Origin of the sequence: Chryseobacterium echinoideorum, assembly GCF_007474535.1 — a bacterium.
Classification (GTDB): Bacteria; Bacteroidota; Bacteroidia; order Flavobacteriales; family Weeksellaceae; genus Chryseobacterium; species Chryseobacterium echinoideorum.
On record NZ_VKNW01000002.1, the window covers coordinates 105,120 to 126,867 of the forward strand.

10 protein-coding genes and 1 pseudogene are annotated in these 21,748 nt (G+C 37.2%); all 11 read left to right on the plus strand.

Translation table 11 applies throughout. The annotated features are described in order from the left end of the window. Positions 1–326: 326 nt before the first annotated feature. The gene (locus FOL89_RS02925) at positions 327–3,470 is read left to right on the plus strand and encodes a glycoside hydrolase family 2 TIM barrel-domain containing protein (protein ID WP_144281355.1); all 3,144 of its coding nucleotides are present in this window, start codon (positions 327–329) and stop codon (positions 3,468–3,470) included. A gap of 114 nt (positions 3,471–3,584) precedes the next feature. Further along, the gene (locus FOL89_RS02930; RefSeq protein WP_144281356.1) at positions 3,585–5,468 is read left to right on the plus strand and encodes an Ig-like domain-containing protein; all 1,884 of its coding nucleotides are present in this window, start codon (positions 3,585–3,587) and stop codon (positions 5,466–5,468) included. A gap of 17 nt (positions 5,469–5,485) precedes the next feature. Next, entirely contained in the window at positions 5,486–6,328 is an 843-nt protein-coding gene (locus FOL89_RS02935) for a glycoside hydrolase family 16 protein (protein ID WP_144281357.1), read from the plus strand. Between the two features lie 130 nt (positions 6,329–6,458). Continuing rightward, positions 6,459–9,875 (plus strand): annotated as a pseudogene (locus FOL89_RS02940) (hypothetical protein). 282 nt (positions 9,876–10,157) lie between these two features. Continuing rightward, on the plus strand, positions 10,158–11,369 hold the full coding sequence (locus tag FOL89_RS02945) for a glycosyl hydrolase family 17 protein (RefSeq protein ID WP_144281358.1): 1,212 nt from the start codon (positions 10,158–10,160) through the stop codon (positions 11,367–11,369). Between the two features lie 135 nt (positions 11,370–11,504). Beyond that, positions 11,505–12,989: a glycoside hydrolase family 30 protein gene (locus FOL89_RS02950; RefSeq protein ID WP_144281359.1), complete on the plus strand. Its 1,485-nt coding sequence runs from the start codon at positions 11,505–11,507 to the stop codon at positions 12,987–12,989. A gap of 16 nt (positions 12,990–13,005) precedes the next feature. Continuing rightward, positions 13,006–14,526 (plus strand): MFS transporter, encoded by a 1,521-nt coding sequence (locus FOL89_RS02955; RefSeq protein WP_144281360.1) that lies wholly within the window; start codon positions 13,006–13,008, stop codon positions 14,524–14,526. Between the two features lie 3 nt (positions 14,527–14,529). Next, positions 14,530–15,426, plus strand: a complete 897-nt coding sequence (locus tag FOL89_RS02960; protein WP_144281361.1) for a glycoside hydrolase family 17 protein — start codon at positions 14,530–14,532, stop codon at positions 15,424–15,426. A 163-nt stretch (positions 15,427–15,589) separates the two neighbouring features. Beyond that, entirely contained in the window at positions 15,590–17,290 is a 1,701-nt protein-coding gene (locus FOL89_RS17485) for a family 16 glycosylhydrolase (protein WP_185146894.1), read from the plus strand. 44 nt (positions 17,291–17,334) lie between these two features. Continuing rightward, entirely contained in the window at positions 17,335–18,891 is a 1,557-nt protein-coding gene (locus tag FOL89_RS02970) for a T9SS type A sorting domain-containing protein (protein ID WP_144281362.1), read from the plus strand. Positions 18,892–19,040: 149 nt separating this feature from the next. Beyond that, complete coding sequence (locus tag FOL89_RS02975) at positions 19,041–21,653, plus strand: triple tyrosine motif-containing protein (RefSeq protein WP_185146895.1); 2,613 nt, start codon at positions 19,041–19,043, stop codon at positions 21,651–21,653. The last annotated feature ends 95 nt before the right edge of the window (positions 21,654–21,748 follow it).

Below are 21,748 nucleotides of genomic sequence, written 5' to 3' on the forward strand. Positions count from 1 at the left end.
TAATTTGATAATACAGAAGTAAATTTTTTAAAAATTGAGAATAAATCTTTTTCAGAGAAGCTTTTATGTTAAAAATGTCAGTCATAGAAGCTATAATTTTATTCTGATCTTATGGATGAAAAGTTCTTTTAAGAATTAATTTCGTTGCAAATTATTTTCAATTGTTTGATTTTCAGTGGTTTAATTTATGTATATCAAATGTATATATGTAAGATCTATGAACTAATTGTTAACATTTTTAAATTAGGCATGTTAAGATTCTTAAAATAAATAGGGTAACGCTTACGGCATACAACATAATAAAATTTGAAAAAATTATATAAATCATGAAAAGAATATTACTTTTTTTAGTTTGTTTCAGCACCCATATTTATTACTCTCAATCTCAAAAAGTGGAAGTAGTAAATAGCTTAAACGGACAAAAATTGGAAGTCAATGGAAAACCTTTCATTGTAAATGGGATGAATTGGGACTATTATCCTGTCGGAACCAATTTCAGTTATTCACTCTGGACTCAGCCGGATGATTTCATCAAAAAAGCATTGGATGATGAGATGTCTTTGCTAAAAAATATGAATGTAAATGCTATTCGTGTTTACTCCGGAATTCCAAAAAAATGGATTACCTATATCTATGAAAATTATGGAATTTACACCATGCTCAACCATTCTTTCGGAAGATATGGATTAACGATTAACGGAGTTTGGACACCAATTACCCATTATGATGACAAGAGAACTCAGGACCTTTTGATGTCCGAAGTAAAACAATTGACTTCTCAATACAAAAATACTCCAGGATTACTTTTGTATCTTTTAGGAAACGAAAACAATTACGGGCTTTTTTGGCAAGGCGCAGAGACAGAAGATTTTCCGGATGATGAAGAGCAGAAAAGATTTGTCGGAGAAAAGCGGGGTCGCCCAATGTACCGCTTGATGAATGAGGCTGCCAAAGAAATGAAATCTTTAGACGGTTCTGTTCCGGTTGCTATTTGTAACGGAGATTTACTTTTCCTGAATATCATTAATGACGAATGTAAAGATGTAGATATTCTCGGAATTAACTCCTATCGTGGCGTTTCTTTCACCGATTTATTTGATCGTGTGAAAAAAGAATATGGAAAACCAGTACTTTTCACAGAGTTTGGTGCAGACGCATTCAATGAACTTTCACAGCAGGAAAATCAGGACGATCAGGCTTATTATCTTAAAGGAAACTGGCAGGAAATCTACGAAAATACTGCAGGAATGGGAAAAGCAGGAAACTCAATCGGAGGTTTCACTTTTCAGTTTAGTGATGGCTGGTGGAAGTATAAACAGACCGAAAGTTTAGACATTCATGATACTAATGCTTCCTGGAGTAACGGCGGTTACATCAGGGATTTTAAACAGGGACAAAACAATATGAATGAAGAATGGTTCGGAATCTGTGCTAAAGGAAAAACGGATGCTTCGGGTCACTATCAATTATATCCAAGAAGTGCATATTATACCTTAAAAGAAATTCATCAGTTTAATCCTTATGATAACAATGCTGTTGCAAAATCTGGAAATGCAGTACAATCATATTTCGGGAATATAAATTTATCAGATGCACAACTTCGTGCAAGAGGAGATAAAGCAGCATTGAAAGGAGAAAGTAGTGATTTAATCAGAATCAGTCAGCTGAGAGCAGATTTTACTACCTTCAACACGGGTGGAAGTCTTACGGAAACCCCCAAAGATAAATCAGACGCTTACACCAAATATCCTAACAAACAAGGTTTTGATCATATGCAGTCATATTATGTAGGGTTTGAAGGAAATCCTGCACCCAATATGAGAGCCAATGTCAATTTTAATATTTTAGGAAATGTAGCAGAAAACCCTATTGACCAGATTTTCTACGAAAACAGAGGCAGACCAATTAAAGTTTTGAATGCTGATGGAACCATTACCGAAATGAGAGACTTGAATAGATTCCAAGTTTACAGCGCAAGTTATAACTGGAATCACAAATACTTTGATCTTCACGGCTTTTACAGAACAGGTCATTATCATTGGGGTTACGAAGGTGATTTTTTCGGATTGTATCCTGAAGCCAATTATGGTCCTAATATGGATATCTACAACGGTGAAGCACCTTTCGGATTTGAATTTACAGGTAAAAAAGAAATTAGCGGCTTAAAAATCGCATTCGGACCAGAACTTTGGTGGGGAGCCAACCCTGCATTTTTAGTAAAATATTCTAAAAGTTTAGGAAAATTCAACTTCACAGGGATTTTCCACGAAGATGTAGACCAAAGAGGAGATTCTCAAAGTTCATTTGCTGTTCCGCAGCCAAAAACAAGAAGGGCAACTTTAGCAGTACAAAGAAAATTAGGCAAATTCGTGATTGACTTGGGCGGAATTTGGGCTGGTCAACCGCTTAACGGAAGAGATTTTCAACTTTACAGAGACGGAAACATCTACCAAGATCAAATTAATGGCGATGACAATTGGGGTGGTAAAGCGAAATTTACATATATCGGAGGAAAATTCAATTGGTACGCTCTAGGTTCTGCAATGGGATTGGTTGCCAACGGAGGTTGGGATCAGACTCAGACCTTCACAGGGTGGAAGTTAAAAGACACAGGAAGTGGAAATCAATACAACTTTCTTACAGGTTTTACCTACAAAATAGGAAACTTTGAGATTGCACCCAATTTTCTTTGGCAAAAACCTATTGAAGGACCTGTTCCTTTCGGTGTTCCGGCTCCGGGAAGACCAAGAAATATTCTGGAAGACCCTTTTGTAGTAAGAGCAAACAGAGAGCAAACCGCAGGAGAAATTTTATTCACTTATGATCCGACTCCGGCAACTTGGATGTACGCTTGGGACAGTGACAGAACAGAAGATGCACCATTTGCATTCAGTGCAGGATTTGTTTACAGACATTTACCAACTACACAGGATGCTGCCATCGGTATTTTGGGGGACGGAAGATCGTTATTTGCATTTCCGGGAGCAGCTCCTGCTGCAGATCTTTGGGAAGCCAACGCAAGAATTATTTCAAAAATTTCAACCAATTTCGGTGTTATAGCCAATATTTATGGTGGAACGGGACAGGCAAACGGAAGCGACCCTCGTAAAATAGAAAGATTCGGTTTAGATGTGAGAGCCATTTACAAAAAAATGAAATTCATTACAGCATTTAAGCTTAACGATTGGGGACCTTACGATTACCACAGAGATTTTAACCAAACATTCCCGATGCAGTTAATGGGAGATCTTTCTCTCGAAATCGGAAAACCAGATTGGTGGATTCTTCCGGGAACCAGAATCGGAATTAGAGGAACCTACAGAACATTAGACCAGTACTCGCCAAGATACAATCCTACCCAAACAATTGACGGTGCAGGAAACTGGGTTCCAAATCCAACTGCGATTGGTTTTCCGGATGGAAACGAGTGGGAAATCAGAACATATATTCAAATTAATATAGGGAAATAAAATTTTGGGCAGCTTTATCCGCCTTCCGCTCCCGCTTTTTTGTAATTTTTAAAAAATTACAAAAAGAGCTCCGCTCAAGTCGGGCTGCAATACATAACAGGAAAAATGAAAAAAATGAGAAATATATTTAACAATAAAATCATAAAATCGGCTCTAGCATTATCCTTATTATTGGTTTTGGGATGTCAGCGCGATCTGAATGAATTAGAAGAAGCCGGCTATCCGAAAAATCCTGAGGTTTTTATCGATGGTTTTAGCTCAGGGCTTAATTATGCAGCATTTGGAGGTTCTGCTCCTAAAGCATTTCAGGTTGATAACGAGGTAAAATATGCAGGTACAGCATCAATGCGTTTTGAAGTTCCGGATTACGGAAGCCCGGAAGGAGCTTATGCAGGCGGAAGTTTTTTTACATCAGTAGGAAGAGATTTGTCAGATTATAACGCCCTTTCATTCTGGATAAAAGCAACACAGCCTGCAAAAATAGATGTTATCGGGTTTGGAAATGATTTAGGTGAAAACAGATATCAGGTTTCCATCAATGCTCTTCCTGTAAATACCAACTGGAAAAAGGTATATATTCCGATTCCTGATGCAGAGAAGTTGGTAGCAGAAAAAGGAATGTTTTTCTATTCAGAAGGTCCGGAAAACAATAACGGATACACTTTTTGGATTGATGAGGTGAAATTTGAAAAGGTTCCCGGAATTGCACAGGGAAGTGCCGGAATTCTTAATGGAGAAAACAAAACGGTAACCTCTTTTGTAGGAGTAAACCAAAATGTTGATGGATTGATTTCCACCTTCAGTCTTCCTAACGGATTGAATCAGGTGGTGAATCTTACGCCGCATTATTTTAATTTTATATCTTCCAACCCTTCGGTTGCGACGGTGAATAACTTAGGAAATGTTTCTACTGTTTCGGGAGGATCTGCAGTAATTACGGCTACTTTAGCAGGAAAAACAGCTTCGGGAAGCTTAACGATCAACTCTCAGGGAAATTTTATTGCGGCTCCAACGCCAACACATCCTGCTGATAAAGTGATTTCGGTTTTCAGTGACACTTATACCAATGTTCCGGTAGATTATTACAATGGTTATTGGGCACCTTACCAAACCACGCAATCGGCAGATTTTACAGTTAACGGAAACAATGTATTGAACTATTATAACTTCAATTTTGTTGGAATTGAGTTTGCCTCCAATCCGATTAACGCTTCTGCAACGTCACATTTCCATGCAGATATTTATCTTCCCAATGCTTTAGCAGCAGGAGCTAATTTTAAAGTAAATGTTGTGAATTTTGGTGCAGACGGAGTTTATGGAGGAGGTGACGACAGCAACCATGTCACTACGATTACAGCACCAGTTTTACAGGGACAAAATTGGGTAAGTTTAGACATTCCATTCAGTGCAATGACGGGTCTAACATCCAGAAACAAAATCGGACAGATTATTTTTGAAGGAACCAATATTCCGGCATTTTATGCAGATAACATTTATTTCTATAATGATGGAAGTATTATTCCTGCAACACCAACTGCGGCTGCTCCAAATCCTTCTCACGCTGCAAATTCTGTTCTCTCAGTATTTAGTGATGCATATACCAATGTTGCAGGAACAGACTTTAATCCGAACTGGGGTCAGAGCACAATTGTTTCCCAACTTCCGATTGCGGGAAATAACACAATAAAATATGCCGGATTAAATTATCAGGGAACACAATTCGCAAGTCCGCTCAATGTTTCATCTTATGGTTTTATTCATATTGATTACTATACTGCAAATTCAACTAGCTTAAAATTCTATCTTATTAGCCCCGGTCCGGTAGAAAGATCATATACTTTGTCTGTTCCATCAGGAATAGGAACGAGTACAAATGGCTGGAAAAGCATTGATATTCCTTTATCAGCATTTTCTGGGGTAAACTTAAGCAGCATTATTCAGTTTAAAGCAGATGGAAATGGCGATATTTTCTTTGATAATATGTATTTCCACAATTAAAATCAAAAATAAGAATTATGAAATTTTTTAATCACCATAAATTTTTAAAATTAACCTCAGTTATTGCTTTTGCGTTTATCACAATCTCCTGTGAAGAAGAAGCAGAACAGACATTGCCGGAAAGAAACTGGGAACTTACGTGGAGCGATGAGTTTGATGGTGTAGCAGGAACTTCTCCTGATGCCTCAAAATGGTCTTATGATATTGGAACCGGAAATGGAGGTTGGGGAAATCAGGAATTACAATATTACACCAACCGTCCTGAAAATGTTTCGCAGGACGGAAACGGAAACCTTGTGATCACTGCCAAAAAAGAAAGCTATAACGGTTCAGCTTTTACATCAGCAAGAATCAAAACCAAAGGACTTTTTGATCAGCAATACGGGCGATTTGAAGCCAGGTTAAAAACACCTTACGGACCTGGGATATGGCCAGCTTTCTGGATGTTGGGTGCTAATGTAGATACCGTTCCGTGGCCCCAATGTGGTGAGATTGATATTATGGAATTGCGTGGACAGGAACCGCACATCATCAACGGAACTTTACACGGACCGGGATATTCCGCAGGAAATTCTATTACAAAAGCATACGCTCTGAAAAATGGAAGATTCGATACCGATTTCCACATTTTCGCTGTAGAATGGGATGCAGACAAGATTGATTTCTTTATAGATGACTATCTATATCAACGTCTGACTCGTGATGAAGTGGAAAAAAAAGGTCAATGGGTTTACAATTCTCCCTTTTTTATGATTCTGAATGTTGCGGTTGGGGGAAATTATGTAGGTTTTCCGGTTGACGGAACACCTTTCCCACAAAAAATGACCATAGATTATGTAAGAGTTTACAAAGCAAAATAAAATTTTAAACCACTCAAACCTGTAAGGTTTCCCGAAAACATGACTCACAAAACATTTCAACGAAGGAAATTTTTCCTTCGGAAGGGCTTTACAAACTTATTTTTAAAAATAATTTATCAAAATTTCATTAATGCAATCCACGATTTCCCATATCGAATCCTCTTTAGAAACTGTAAAAATCAACCACGAAGTTTTTTTTAAAATCTCCGATACAGAAACGTTGCGTCCGTTTTTTATGACCATCGTCAGCGACTCCAATCATTGGATGTTCGTTTCCAGCAATGGTGGGCTTTCCGCAGGGAGAAAAAACTCAGAATTTGCCCTTTTTCCGTATTACACCGATGATAAAATCACAGAATCGGCAGAAATTACCGGAAGCAAAACAATGGTTCAGGTTCGTAAAAATGGAGAAATCATCCTTTGGGAACCTTTTTCTGTTCGCAATGAAGCACAATTTCACACCACTAGAAATGTATACAAAAACGAATTTGGGAACAAGATTATTTTTGAAGAAATCAACCACGATTTGGCGCTCGCTTTTTCCTACGAATGGAACAACAGCAGCGAATTTGGGTTCATCAAAAAATCTAAAATCAAAAATTTATCGAATGAAAATCAAAACATTACTATTTTAGACGGACTTCAAAATATTTTACCGTACGGAATCGGAAGCGATTTGCAAAACCGTGTCAGCAACTTGGGCGATGCCTACAAACGTACCGAACTCGACCAAAAATCTGGACTCGGAATTTTCGCTTTGAGTGCCATTATCGTGGATAAAGCCGAACCAAGCGAAGCCTTGAAAGCAAACACCGTTTTCTCCATCGGAACAGAAAATCCAACGTATTTGCTGTCTTCACTTCAGTTGAAAAATTTCAGAAAAGGCGAAAAAATTACACAAGAAAACGATATTAAAGACGAAAAAGGGGCGTATTTCATCCAACAAGAAATAGCATTAAATTCTGAAAAAGAATGGTGTTTTATCGCCAATGTGAATCAGTCTCAATCCAATGTAATCGGTTGGATTGAACGCATTAAAAACGAAAAAAATCTTGTTTCAACTATCCAAAAAGATATTGATTTAGGCACCGAAAATCTTAAAAAATTAGTCGCTTCTGCCGATGGATTGCAGTTTACGAATGACGATTTGCGAGACAGTCGACATTTTTCCAACACGTTATTTAACATTATGCGTGGCGGAATTTTCGATGACAATTACACCATCGAAAAGTGGGATTTTTCCAAATATGTAGAAAAAGCCAATCACGAAGTCTTCAAAAATTCAACTTCCATCATCAATCAACTTCCGGAGAAATTTTCTTTATTTGAATTGAATGATACACTGAAAAACGCCCAAAACGCCGATTTCATAAGACTGGCAAAAGAATATTTACCGCTCAAATTTTCCCGCCGTCACGGAGATCCTTCTCGTCCTTGGAATAAATTTTCCATCAACACAACTAGCGAAGTGGATGGTTCTAAAATCTTGGATTACGAAGGAAACTGGAGAGATATTTTCCAAAATTGGGAGGCTTTGGCGCATTCGTATCCGTATTTTATCGAAGGGATGATTTTCAAATTCCTCAATGCCACCACTTTTGACGGGTACAATCCGTATCGGGTAACCAAAGACGGTTTCGATTGGGAAACCATTGAAGCCGACGACCCGTGGAGTTACATTGGATATTGGGGCGATCATCAGATTATTTATTTACAGAAATTTTTAGAATTTGCCGAAAATTATTTCCCAAATTCATTAGAAAAATTGTTGGATCAAGAGATTTTTGTGTATGCCAATGTTCCGTACAAAATAAAATCCTACGAAGAAATTCTGAAAAATCCGAAAGACACCATTGATTTTGATTTTGAATTGGACGCAACAATTCACCAAAGAAGAGCCGAAATGGGAGCAGACGGTGCTTTGCTTACCGATGAAAACGGAGAAGTATTGAAGGTGAATTTCACCGAAAAAATATTGGCAACGGTTCTTGCCAAATTGTCTAATTTCATTTTGGAAGGCGGAATCTGGATGAACACGCAACGTCCGGAATGGAACGATGCCAACAACGCTTTGGTAGGAAACGGTGTTTCGATGGTGACGCTGTATTATCTGCGAAGAATGATGAAATTTTTCCAGGCTGTTTTTAAAAATTCGGCTTTGGAAAACGTGAAAGTTTCTACCGAATTGGTGGATTTTTACAAAAAAATACGAGAAGGTTTTCAGGAAAATCTTCATTTATTGGAAGGAACTATCAGCAACGAAGACCGCAAAAAAATCCTCGATGTATTCGGTGAAGCGGCTTCGGAATACCGAAATCACGTGTACACCAAAGGATTTTGGGGTAAAAAACAAACTATCTCTTTGGAAGGGTTAAGACGATTTATTCATCTTTCGCTCCAGTTTTTGGAACATTCCATCAAAGCCAACGAACGTAAAGACGGTTTGTATCACGCGTATAATTTGATGACTTCTAACGAAAAATCGGTGGCTGTTTCGTATCTCAGCGAAATGTTGGAAGGACAAGTTGCGGTGTTGAGTTCCCAATTTTTAAGTTCAAATGAAGCCTTAAAAGTTTTGGACGCACTGAAAAATTCGGCTTTGTTCCGTCCAGATTAGTACAGCTATTTGTTGTATCCGAACAAGCAACTGAAAGGATTTTTAGAAAGAAACAGCATTCCGGAAAATTTGGTTCAGCAATCAGCATTACTTCAACAATTGGTTTCCGAAAAAAACACCCAAATCATCGAAAAAGATGTGTTAGGAAATTATCATTTTAATGGAAATTTCAAAAATGCAGGCGATTTAGAATTGGCTTTGGATGCTTTAAAAGTTGAAAATCATGAAAAGACCTTGATTTTAGGAATTTTTGAAGAAGTTTTTAATCATAAAGAATTTACAGGAAGAAGCGGAACTTTCTATGGGTACGAAGGTTTAGGCTCCATTTATTGGCATATGGTTTCCAAATTATTGTTAGCCGTAATGGAAGTTTGCCAAAAAGCCATCAACGAAAACGCTTCGCCAGAAACGGTGGGAAGATTATTGGAATACTTCTACGAAATCAACGCAGGAATCGGCGTTCACAAATCTCCGGAATTGTACGGCGCTTTCCCAACCGATGCGTATTCGCACACGCCATTCGGAAAAGGCGCACAACAACCGGGAATGACGGGACAAGTAAAAGAAGATTTACTGAGCCGTTTTGGAGAATTGGGCATTGTGGTAAAAGACGGACAATTACAGTTTAAACCCGATTTATTAAGAAAAGAAGAATTTTTGTCCGAAGAAAAAACGATTGAATATTTTGATGTAAAATCCAATGCTTCAACGTTGAAATTACCCAAAAATGCCTTTTTTTTTACCAAATGCGAAGTTCCGGTGATTTATGAAATTTCGGAAACCGAAAGCGTGGAAATTTTTAATGAACAATGCGAAGCAAAAATAGAGAACAGTTTAACCATCAATCAAGAAGACTCCGAAAACATTTTCAAAAGGAACGGGAAAATCTCTTTGATTAAAGTGAAAATTAGAAAAGAACAGTTGAAATAATGAAAAAAAATTAATTATTGTCCGATAAAAATGAAAAAACAATTAACAGGTCGCTCCTACGGAGCTTTTTACTGAAGAATACAAATTTCCTATTAACAGTAAGTCCCGATGGGACTTAATACAGCTCCTTTAGGAGCGACCTGTTAATCTATCTCATAAACATTTAAATGGTTGAGGTGAAACTTCTTTTTATCGGGCAACAATAAAAAAATTTCAATGATTAATGAGATTATTCAGTTTAATATCAATTTTTATTTTGACATTTTAATTTCTTGTAACAGTATGCAAAACACAATCAAACATAAAAGTGCATCCGAAATTTTAGGAAATCTTAACGATTTAGCGATGTCTTACGGCGGTTACCGAACCAATTCCAGACGCGTGCAACCTACCGTTTCGCAGTTGAAAGAAGATATGAAAATTCTTTCGGCGATGGATGTGAAAATCATCAGAACGTACAATGTGCATCTTCCGGAAGCGGTAAATGTATTGAATGCAATTAAAGAATTGCGTCAGAAAAATCCTGAATTTGAAATGTACGTGATGTTGGGAGCGTGGATCGACTGTAAAAATGCGTGGACCGGTTTTGAACCGAATCATTATGAGGAAAGCGAAAGAAACGCTGCCGAAATTGCACATGCAGTAGAATTGGCGAACGAATATCCGGAAATCATTAAAGTGATTGCAGTAGGAAACGAAGCGATGGTAAAATGGGCAACGGCGTATTACGTGCAGCCTTCCGTGATTTTGAAATGGGTGGATCATTTGCAGGATTTAAAGAAAAAAGACGAACTTCCAAAAGACCTTTGGATTACCAGTTCGGACAATTTTGCGTCTTGGGGAGGCGGTTCAGAAGAATATCACACTCCACAATTAACAGAGTTGATCAAGTCGGTAGATTACATTTCGATGCACACCTATCCGATGCACGACACGCATTACAACCCGATTTTTTGGGGAATTTCGGAAGATGAATTTCAGTTTTCCAAAGAAAAACAATTGGATTTGGCGATGACTCGTTCCGTGAATTATGCCAAGTCGCAGTACAATGCGGTGAAAAAATACATGCAAAGTTTGGGCGTAGAAAAACCGATTCACATTGGCGAAACCGGTTGGGCAACTTTTTCCAATGAGTTGTATGGAAGCAACGATTCTAAAGCAGTTGACGAATACAAAGCCGGAATTTTCTACCATAAAATGCGCGATTGGACAAACGAAGCGGGAATTTCCTGTTTCTATTTCGAAGCTTTTGATGAACCTTGGAAAGATGCCGGAAATCCGAACGGTTCGGAAAATCATTTCGGATTGTTTACGGTAGAAGGAAACGCTAAATATGCGATTTGGAATTTGGTAGATGATGGAACTTTTAAAAAATTAAAACGAGACGGAAACACGATTCAGAAAACCTTTAACGGAAATCTAAAACGATTGTTGGATAGTTTGGAAATGCCACCACACCGAGAATTTGAAAAACAATTGATGGAAACGAAATGATAATAACGATATGAGAACCGACTCAGGAAACGGAGGCGTTAAAATTTTAGCCGAGTTTCCAGTCTTGAACTTTTGGTTCTTTTGCTTGACTACGTCGAATCTTTGATTTCAAGACAAAAGAATATTAAATAAAAAATGAAAACAAAAATCCTACATATCGCCCTAATAATCAGTTTGATGATGAGTTGTCAATCTCAAAAAAAGTGGAAAGCAGAAATCTACGAAACCTCTGCAAGCGGAAATCAATTAACTAAAATTGATGCGGTAAAACCTGTTGAAAATTCAATCAAAATCAAACTCAATCCTGAACAGAAATTCCAAAGAATCACGGGATTTGGTGGTGCTTTTACCGAAAGTTCAGCGTATTTATTGAATAAATTAAGCCCAAAAAATCGGGGAAAAGTATTGCAATTGTATTTTGGCGAAGATGGGGCGAATTATTCTTTAACCAGAACCACGATTGCTTCTTGCGATTTTTCTTTGAAAAATTACACTTATGCTCCGGTTCCAGACGATAAAGAACTGAAATATTTTTCGGTACAGGAAGATATGGACGATTTGATCCCGATGATTAAAGAAGCACAAAAAATTTCCAAAAACGGATTTAAAATACTGGCTTCACCGTGGACTTCACCGCCTTGGATGAAGGATAACAATTCTTGGATCAATGGAAAATTATTGACACAATACAACGAAACCTTTGCTTTGTATTTTTCAAAATATTTAACTGAATATAAAAAACTGGGTATTCCGATCTGGGGAATTACCGTAATCAACGAACCGCACGGTAACGGCGGAAACTGGGAAAGTATGTTGCTTACCCCAAAAGAAATGACCGATTTTGTGGAGAATTTCCTTGGTCCAAAATTAGAAAAAGACGGCTACGGAAACGTGAAAATTTTCGGCTACGACCAAAACCGTTCTGAACTTAAAAACTGGGTAGACGAAATGTACCGCTCCGAAAAATCTTCCAAATATTTTGCAGGAACAGCCATTCATTGGTATGACAGCACTTATAAAATTTTTGAAGACGAGCTACAATATGCGCATCAGAAAAATCCGTCAAAACACTTAATTCAAACCGAAGCCTGTATTGACGGCGATATTCCGAAATGGAAAGACGATTCGTGGTATTGGAGCGCAGAAGCGACAGATTGGGGATTTGACTGGGCGAAAGAAGAGGAAAAATATCTGCATCCGAAATATGTTCCGGTGTTTCGTTATGCAGGAGATATCATCGGTTGCTTGAACAATCAAGTCGATGGCTGGATCGATTGGAATATGGTTTTGGACAAAAATGGTGGTCCGAATTGGTTTAAAAACTGGTGTGGCGCTCCGATTTTGGTAGATCCTGAAAAAGACGAAGTGTATGTAACGCCTTTGTACTACACGATGGCTCATTTCAGCAAATTCATTCGTCCCGATGCTGTACGAATTGGTTTTGAAAATCCCGATAGGGAATTACAAGTAACGGCAGCCAAAAATCCCGACGGTTCAGTTGCGGTCGTGGTTTTCAATCCATCGGAACAGACAAAAAATATCGAAATTTCTTTAGAAAATCAAAAAATTCCGGTTCGCATCAGTGCAAAAGCATTGCAAACGGTTCATTTAACTTTTTAATTAAAAACACTACAAAATGATACATCAACAGATAGAAGAACAGAGCGAAAGAGTTCCATTGCTGCAAAAAGCCGCTTTTGGCGCAGGACATTTAGTGAATAATCTGTTACCCGGAGCGTTGGGTGTTTTCTCTTTTTTCTTAATTACTGCTTTCGGAATAGAACCTGCCATTGCGGGTTTATTGGCGGCAATTCCAAGGTTTTTTGATGCCTTGTCGGATCCGATTATGGGGTTCATTACAGATAATACGACTTCGAAATGGGGAAGAAGAAGACCTTATATTTTTGTGGGAGCTATTTTAGCATCAGTCTTATTTGTCGTGCAGTGGCAAATGTTTGAAGAAAACGGTTCCACGTACAATTTCTGGTATTTCTTATTGTTTTCTATTTTATTCATTTTTGCCAATACCATTTTTTCAACTCCGCTTATCGGAATGGGTTACGAAATGACTTCGGATACCAAAGAAAGAACCCGATTGATGGGGATTGCCAATATGGTGGGACAGGTTTCCTGGATGATTGTTCCTCTTTTCTGGATTTTGATCGCCAATAAAGATTTATTTGAATCTCAAGCAGATGGCGTAAGAACCTTATCAATTTATGTAGGTTTTGCGTGTTTATTTTTCGGGATTTTACCAGCCTTTTTTTGTAGAGCGAAAGATGTTTCAGATCCTGACAGTAAAGCGAAAATTACCTTCAAAAATATGACTGCCAATTTGGGGATTCTATGGAGGGATATGAAAAATATGACCAAAAACATTCCTTTTATGCGTTTGTGCGGTGCTACATTTTTAGTGTTCAACGGATTCCAGATGGTAGCATCATTCAGTTATTTCATTATTGTTTTTCATATGTTTAAAGGAAGTTACGAAATGGCAGGAACAGTTCCTGCAATATTCTCAATTTTAGGTGCTATTTGCACGGCAACGATCATCATTCCAATTGTTTCATGGATGGCAAATAAATTCGGAAAGCGAAACGCATTTATTATTTCAACATTCATTTCCATCATCGGATATATCCTGAAATGGTGGGGTTTTGTAGAGGTGGACGAAAATACCACGATTTTATTTAAAGATGTTGTTCTCCAAGTTGGCGTGGTGAAATTATCATTAGAAATTCCATTAATTCTTTTACTTCCAGTTCCGTTTATGGCTTTCGGTTTGGGCGGACTATTCACTTTAATGATGAGTATGACGGCAGATGTTTGTGATTTAGATGAACTCAGAAACGGATTACCAAGAAGAGAGGGAACTTTTGGCGCCGTGTATTGGTGGATGGTAAAAATCGGTCAGTCCATCGCATTGGCTTTGGGTGGTGTTATTTTATCCATGGTAGGTTTTGATGCCGGAAAAGCAACACAAGCAGCCGAAACAATGCACAATTTAAGAATTGCAGACATCATTGTCCCAAGTTTAACGGCAGGAATCGCCATTTGGATCATGTGGAATTACAGTTTGAATGAAGAACGAGTTGCTAAGATTAAAAAAGAACTTGAGAAACGTAGAATAAAGAAAAATCAATTAGAAAATCTTTAGAAAATGTCATACAGAGCAGAGCAATATTTATCCTTACCCAAGCAAAATCAGGATAATTACATCAAAGGAAAAACCGAAACCGAAAAAAAAGATTTGTTCAGAGAAATTTTGTTTGGCGGTGTTCACGGATTTTGTTTCAGTTTGTATGAAGACGGACAAAAACCCGGCGACATCATTTCCGAAGAACAAGTCCGCCGAAGAATGGAAATCCTGAAACCACACACGTCTTGGGTTCGTTCGTTTTCCTGCACCGAAGGCAACGAGCATATCCCGAAAATTGCCAAAGAATTCGGAATGAAAACCTTGGTTGGAGCGTGGCTCGGAAATAATCCTGAAGTCAACGAAAGAGAAGTGGAAGGACTGAAACAATTAGCAAAAGAAGGTTTCGTTGACATTGCAGCCGTAGGAAATGAAGTAATGTACCGCAAAGATTTAACTGAAGACGAATTACTGGATTTCATCAACAGAGTAAAAAAAGAAATCCCCGAAATTCCGGTAGGCTATGTAGATGCCTATTATGAATTTACCATAAAACCAAGAATTACCGATGCTTGCGACGTTATTTTGGCAAACTGTTACCCGTTTTGGGAAAGTTGTCCCGCCGAAAATTCGCTTAATTATATGAAGCAAATGTATCATCAAGCCAAAAATGCAGCAGGCGGAAAACCGGTTATCATCTCCGAAACCGGTTGGCCAAGCAAAGGCGAAGATTTGAAAGGTGCCTTTCCGTCCCCAGAAAACGCCTTGAACTACTTCATCAACACCCAATTGTGGTGTATGGACGAGGAAATCGATTGTTTCTATTTTTCTTCTTTCGATGAAAGTTGGAAAGCCGGTTCAGAAGGCGAAGTCGGCGCATATTGGGGAATCTGGGACAAGCACGAGAAGCTGAAGTATTGATGGTTGTCAATTGTTGGTTAATGGAAGTTTTTGGGCAGCTTAATCCGCCTTCCGTTCCCGCTTTTTTCCTCGTCGTCCCTCCTCACAAAAAGAGCTCCACTCAAGTCGGGCTGCGAGAGATTCAATGTTAGAAATAAAAGCATTATTTAAAAATTAAAATATTATGATTAAAAAATTACACCATATCGTTCTATTCCTTTTCAGTACACTCTATTTGGCGCAGGTCGATGTGGTGTATAATGATCTGGTCTGGTCCGATGAGTTTTCTACCAACGGAGCCATTGATAATACCAAATGGTTTCATCAGACCCAATTACCAGTCGCAGGAGGTTGGTACAATAATGAACAGCAGCATTACACCAATCACATTACCAATTCTTTCGCCAACAATGGTGAACTGAACATTGTTGTCAAAAAAGAAGTTTTTACCGATCAAGGATTTACCAAAAATTACACTTCTGCACGTCTCAATTCAAAATTTGCTTTTAAATATGGTAGAGTAGATGTACGAGCAAAAGTTCCAAAAAACCAGGGATCGTGGCCTGCTATCTGGCTTTTAGGAAAAAATGTAAATGAACCGGGCGGATTTTTCGCCTCTACTTTCGGAAATACCAATTGGCCGGCCTGCGGAGAAATTGATATGATGGAATACGGAATTTTTCCATCTGCTCCTGCCAATTTCATTCAAAGTACGTTGCATACACCGTCTTCGTCCGGAAGTTCTGTCAACCACGGCGGAATGTTGGCTTCTTCGGATATTTCAAATAATTATCACATTTATTCGATGAACTGGTCACCGAACCAAATTACCTTTTTATTGGATGGAGTGGCTTATTACACCTACAATCCTTCAGTAAAAAACGCATCAACCTGGCCTTTCGATAAAGAGCAGTATTTGTTGCTCAATATTGCAATGGGCGGCGTTGCAGGAAACATTCCTTCCACATTTACCGATGCTTCGATGATTATAGATTATGTAAGAGTTTATCAAAACACCACCCCAGATACTATTGCACCCACTCAATTTACCGCAACATTAGGTACAATTACAGGCGATTCCGTTGAATTAATTTTGAATGCGACGGATAATTTGGGAGCGATTACCTACCAAATTTCTGGCGGAGTTACCCAAACTGTTTACGGAACTTCAGGAACACCAAAATCGGTAATTATTTCCGGATTGAGCCCTACTACAACCTATAATTTTAATGTAACAGCAAGCGATGCCGCAGGAAATATGGCTGCAAATAATCCCATTCCTTTGTCAGCAACTACACTTTCCAACGTCAATACCGCTTGCCACGGAACGTCAACTTTGGCTTCGCAAGGTGCATTTTCTACGGGTTATAAATATGGTTTCCAAACCATTGGAACTGACGTGAAAATTACTTTCGAACTTTTAGACATCGATAAAATGGGCGTTGTCGCCTATTTATGGAAACAAACGCCTTTCACCGAAACACCAATGACCAATGTTTCTGGAAAAAAATTTACGCTTACGATTACCGGACAAACGATTGGTTCTACCATCAATTACGCCGTAAAATTTGCTTATGCAGGAGGTTTGTCCGTAACCAAATACTATTCTTATGTAGTTGGTGATGCGTGTAATTCTCTGACAGTAGAAGATTTTCTAAAAACCAAAGAACTTGTCTATCCCAATCCTTTCGAAAATATCTTGAATTTAAAATTATCAGAAAATAAAAATACTGTTACAGTGTTTGATTTTTCGGGTAAAAAATTGTTAGAAAAAAATATCAAAGCGAATACTGAAATAGATATGACTTCTTATCCTTCAGGAAATTATTTAATTAAAATTAAAAATTCAATGGGAACAAACTCTCATCAATTAATAAAAAAATAGTTGTTAACAATTAACAATAATACTAATCCTTAAATTTTTATAAAATGAAAAATTTATCTCTTTTTCTAATGTTGATGGCATTTGCGCTTGGCTTTTCCCAGCCAACAACCAATGCGCCTACACCGACTCGTTTGCCGGCTAATGTAATCTCTATATTTAGTGATGCATACACGAATGTGGCTACTAATTATAACCCCAATTGGGGACAGACAGGTACCGTAAATACAACATTTGTTCCCGTTTCCGGTTCGGGGAATAATGTATTGTTATATTCTAATTTTAATTATCAGGGTACAGAGCTTTCGACACAAAATGCAGCTTCAATGGAATTTTTGCATATAGATGTCTGGTCAAATACTTCAGGTGCAATATTGAAGGTTTCTCCTATCAATAACGGAACCGGAGCAGGAGAATTTTTGGTTAATGTACCCTTGACTGCGGGAAGCTGGAACAGTGTTGATTTACCAAAGTCAGCTTTTACAGGAATGACTTGGGACTCTGTTTTTCAGTTAAAATTTGATGGTCAGTCAGGAACTACACCTTCTGCAGTTTATTTAGATAATATCTATTTCTGGAAAAGTCCCGTAGATCCTACAGCAGATACCACTTTAAGCGATCTGAAAGTTAACGGAACTACTGTTGCCGGATTCAGTTCTGCAATCACAACTTATTCTGTACAGTTTCCGCAAGGCACTACTGCTATTCCACAAATTACTGCAGCAACAACAGCCAATGCCAATGCGACAAAAGTCATTACGCAAGCCAATTCTATTCCCGGAACAGCAACAGTAGTTGTAACTGCACAAAACGGAACAACAACTAAAACGTATACGGTAAACTATACTGTTTCTGGTCCTTCAATGGCGGCTCCGACTCCACCGGCAAGAGCTGCTTCTGATGTAATTTCTTTCTTTAGCGAAGCGTATACTAATGTTCCAGTTTCGGAATGGTCTACTTCGTGGGATGATTCTAACATCCAGGATATTACAGTTTCCGGAAATGCTGTTAAAAAAATTACTTTTACCAACTTTTTAGGAGTGCAGCTTGCCAATTATACAGATGCTACTGCAATGACGCATTTTCATATGGATTATTTTATAGATGCAGGTACAGACTTAGTCGGAAAAGTATTCAATCCTAAATGGTCAAACCATGCTGCTCAAGCAGGAGAAACTTCATCATTTTTATTGAATCATTTACCTTCAACCACAGGAACATGGGTTTCTATTGATGTTCCGATTACCGATTTTAATATTCCTGGCGGACAAATCAGAAATTCTTTATATCAGTTTTTGATTTCGAGTAACCTCGGAACTGTTTATGTAGACAACATTTATTTTTATAAAAACGGAACTTTAGGTGTAAAAGATATTCAAACTAAAAAAGATGCAAGAGTATATCCTAACCCTGTAAAAGCTGGGGAATTGGTAACAGTAGATGGAAATGTAAAGTCTTTGGAGATCTATAATATGACTGGTCAGAAAGTGAAAACAGCAGTTGAAAATGCAGTGAAAACAGATGGTCTTACTAAAGGGGTTTATATTCTAAAAACAGCGAACGAAAAAGGAGAAATACAGTCTTCTAAGCTTATTATTAACTAAATTATATTATTTTTTTTAAAGCCCGTCATATTTGGCGGGCTTTTCCATTTTAATTCGTTATTTTTGATTTGATGGTGAAAAGACTTCTTAGCTGTTTATTGTGTTTATTGTTTGCTTTAATTTATTCACAAAGCATTCAAAACATAGGCTTGCCTTTTATCCAGAATTATCTGCCTAAAGATTACGGCAATCACGGTAAAATCTGGGAAATAAATGCAGCAGATAACGGACTGGTCTATATGGCCTCTGAAAACGGTGTTTTGGAATTTGACGGTCAGAACTGGAAACGGTTTAGAAACTATAAAGGATATACAAGATCTCTTCATATTGCAAATGATTCTATAATATATGTTGGTGCGGATATGGATTTTGGCGTTTACAAAAAAGACAAATTCCAAAAGTTTTCTTATACCTCACTTTACCCTTATCGGAAAAATACCAACGGAATTACAGAAGAATTCTGGGGAACATATCAGATAAAAAATGAGATTGTTTTTATTTCGCATCAGAATTTATATATTTTGTATCAAGACAAAATTTCTAAAATACCAGCTCCGGTAAGATTTACAGACAGTTTTTTCGTAAATGGACTGCTTTACCTTGCAGACGACAGGAAGGGATTGTTTCTATTTGATGGAAAAAAACTGGATTTAATCTGTTCTTACCCCGAAAATACCCAATTAGAGATAGCGGGAGTTTTCAAACATGAAAACAGACTTAGAATTATCACTAAAAACCATGGGATTTTTAAAATTTCAGAAAAGAAAATTATACCAATTCCTTCGGAGGTCAATTCTTTCCTTGAAAAAAATAAAGTCTTCAGCTTTGCTTTAATTGCGGATAAATATTTAGCTTTTGGAACAGTTACCGATGGACTTTATATTACAGATCTGAACGGAAAAATTGTTCAGCATATTAATAAAAATAAAGGCTTACCCAACAACACTATTCTTTCTCTTTTTTATCAAAAAAACGGCAAACTATGGCTTGGTTTGGATTACGGAATTGCTTCTATAGACATAAGCAGCAGTATTTCTTACTTTTATAGTGTTAATGGTGATTTTGGGACAGGATATACTGCTCTTATTAATGGAAACACTTTTTTTCTGGGTTCCAATCAAGGCTTATATTCTGCTGACGGGAATAATTTTGGAAATAATCAAAAAAATCTGCCTTTTAACCTTATCAAAGGTTCTGATGGACAGGTCTGGTCTTTAGAAAAGATTGACGGAAATATGTATTGCGGTCATGATAAAGGATTGTTTTTAGTAAAAGATAATGTACTCCAGAAAATCAATGACGAATATGGTGTTTCCCAAATAGTTTCTTTTAGAAATAATTATGTATTGACGGGAAATTATAAAGGAATTTCTATTTATAAAAAAGAAAACGGCAGATTGAGATTTGTAAAAAATATGAAATACATTCTCGGAGCAATCAGCCAGATTCAGATCGAAAACGACCAGACAATCTGGATCAATATTCCCAATTATGGGATCATAAGAACCAATTTAGATCAACATTTTAACCCTATAAACAGAAAAATTTTTCTGGATTCAGAGTTTGAAGGAAATTTCCCTAAAATATTTAAAAATAAGGGAGAAATACAGATTGTGACTGCCACTCATGCTTATCAATATAATGTGGTGAAGAAAAAATTTGAATTAACGGAAGATAAGATCAATCGTGCGGTTATTAAAGAAGAGCTTCCCGGATTTTATTTCCCTAAAAAAATTTCATCAGAATACAATTTTTACCCTGTTTACAATGGTTTCGCAATAGAAAAAAGACAGTACCAAAAAGTAAACTTTGTGGCAGATTTAGTTTTCAGAAAAGCTCAGGCTTTTAATAATCATCATGAAACGGCAATACATCAGCAACAAAGTATCGGTTATAAATATAATAATTTTCGTTTTAGTTTTATAATTCCTAATGAAGAAGAGGTAGAATATCAGTATTATCTACAGGGCTTTTCAGAGGAGTGGTCGTCTTGGAATACTAAAAATGAGGCTGATTTTTTAGATCTCAAAGAAGGCGACTACACACTTCAGGTTAAAGCCAGAAAAGGAAATGTTGTTTCCGCAGTAAAAAGATTTGATTTCACCGTTAAACCGCCTTGGTACAGAACCCTATACAGTTATATTTTATATGGATTATTACTTATTACTGCATTTTATTTTTTGAGAAAACATCATCAGAACAAACTGAAAAAACAAGCGTATGATTTCCTTAAAAAACAACGGGAATCTCTGAGACAACAGGCTGAAAAACACCGTGAGGAAATATTGATAGCCAAGCAAAAACAAATGGATAAAGAACAACAAAATCTGAAAGAGGAAGTTCGCAGGAAAACCATTGAGTTAGCTACCAAAGCAAAAGATGATGAAGATAAAAACAGAATACTTTCTACGATTAACTCCAAAATAAAAGAGATAGAAGATACCCCTAATATCTCTAAAATCAGGTTAGGAGAAATCCGCAGAATGCTCAATCAGTATCTTCATACTGAAGATCATACTTTTGAAATTCAAATGGATGAGCTGCATCAGGAGTTTTTCAAATCTATGAAAGTCAGGTTTCCTAATCTTTCTATTTATGAGCTGCGGCTTTGTGCCTATCTTCGAATTGGTTTAAACTCAAAAGAAATGGCAGATATTTTCCAAGTTCTTCCGTCAAGCATCAACGTCAGCAGATCAAGACTGAGAAAAAAACTAGGGCTAAAACCCGAAGATGATTTGTATAACTTTCTTAACGGATTTTAAATATTTAAAATCTAGTTTCAATCCAAATTTTATTTTTTTAAAGCAAATTGAGTTTTTAAAACTTATAATAAATATTAAATTAAAGATAGCTAATA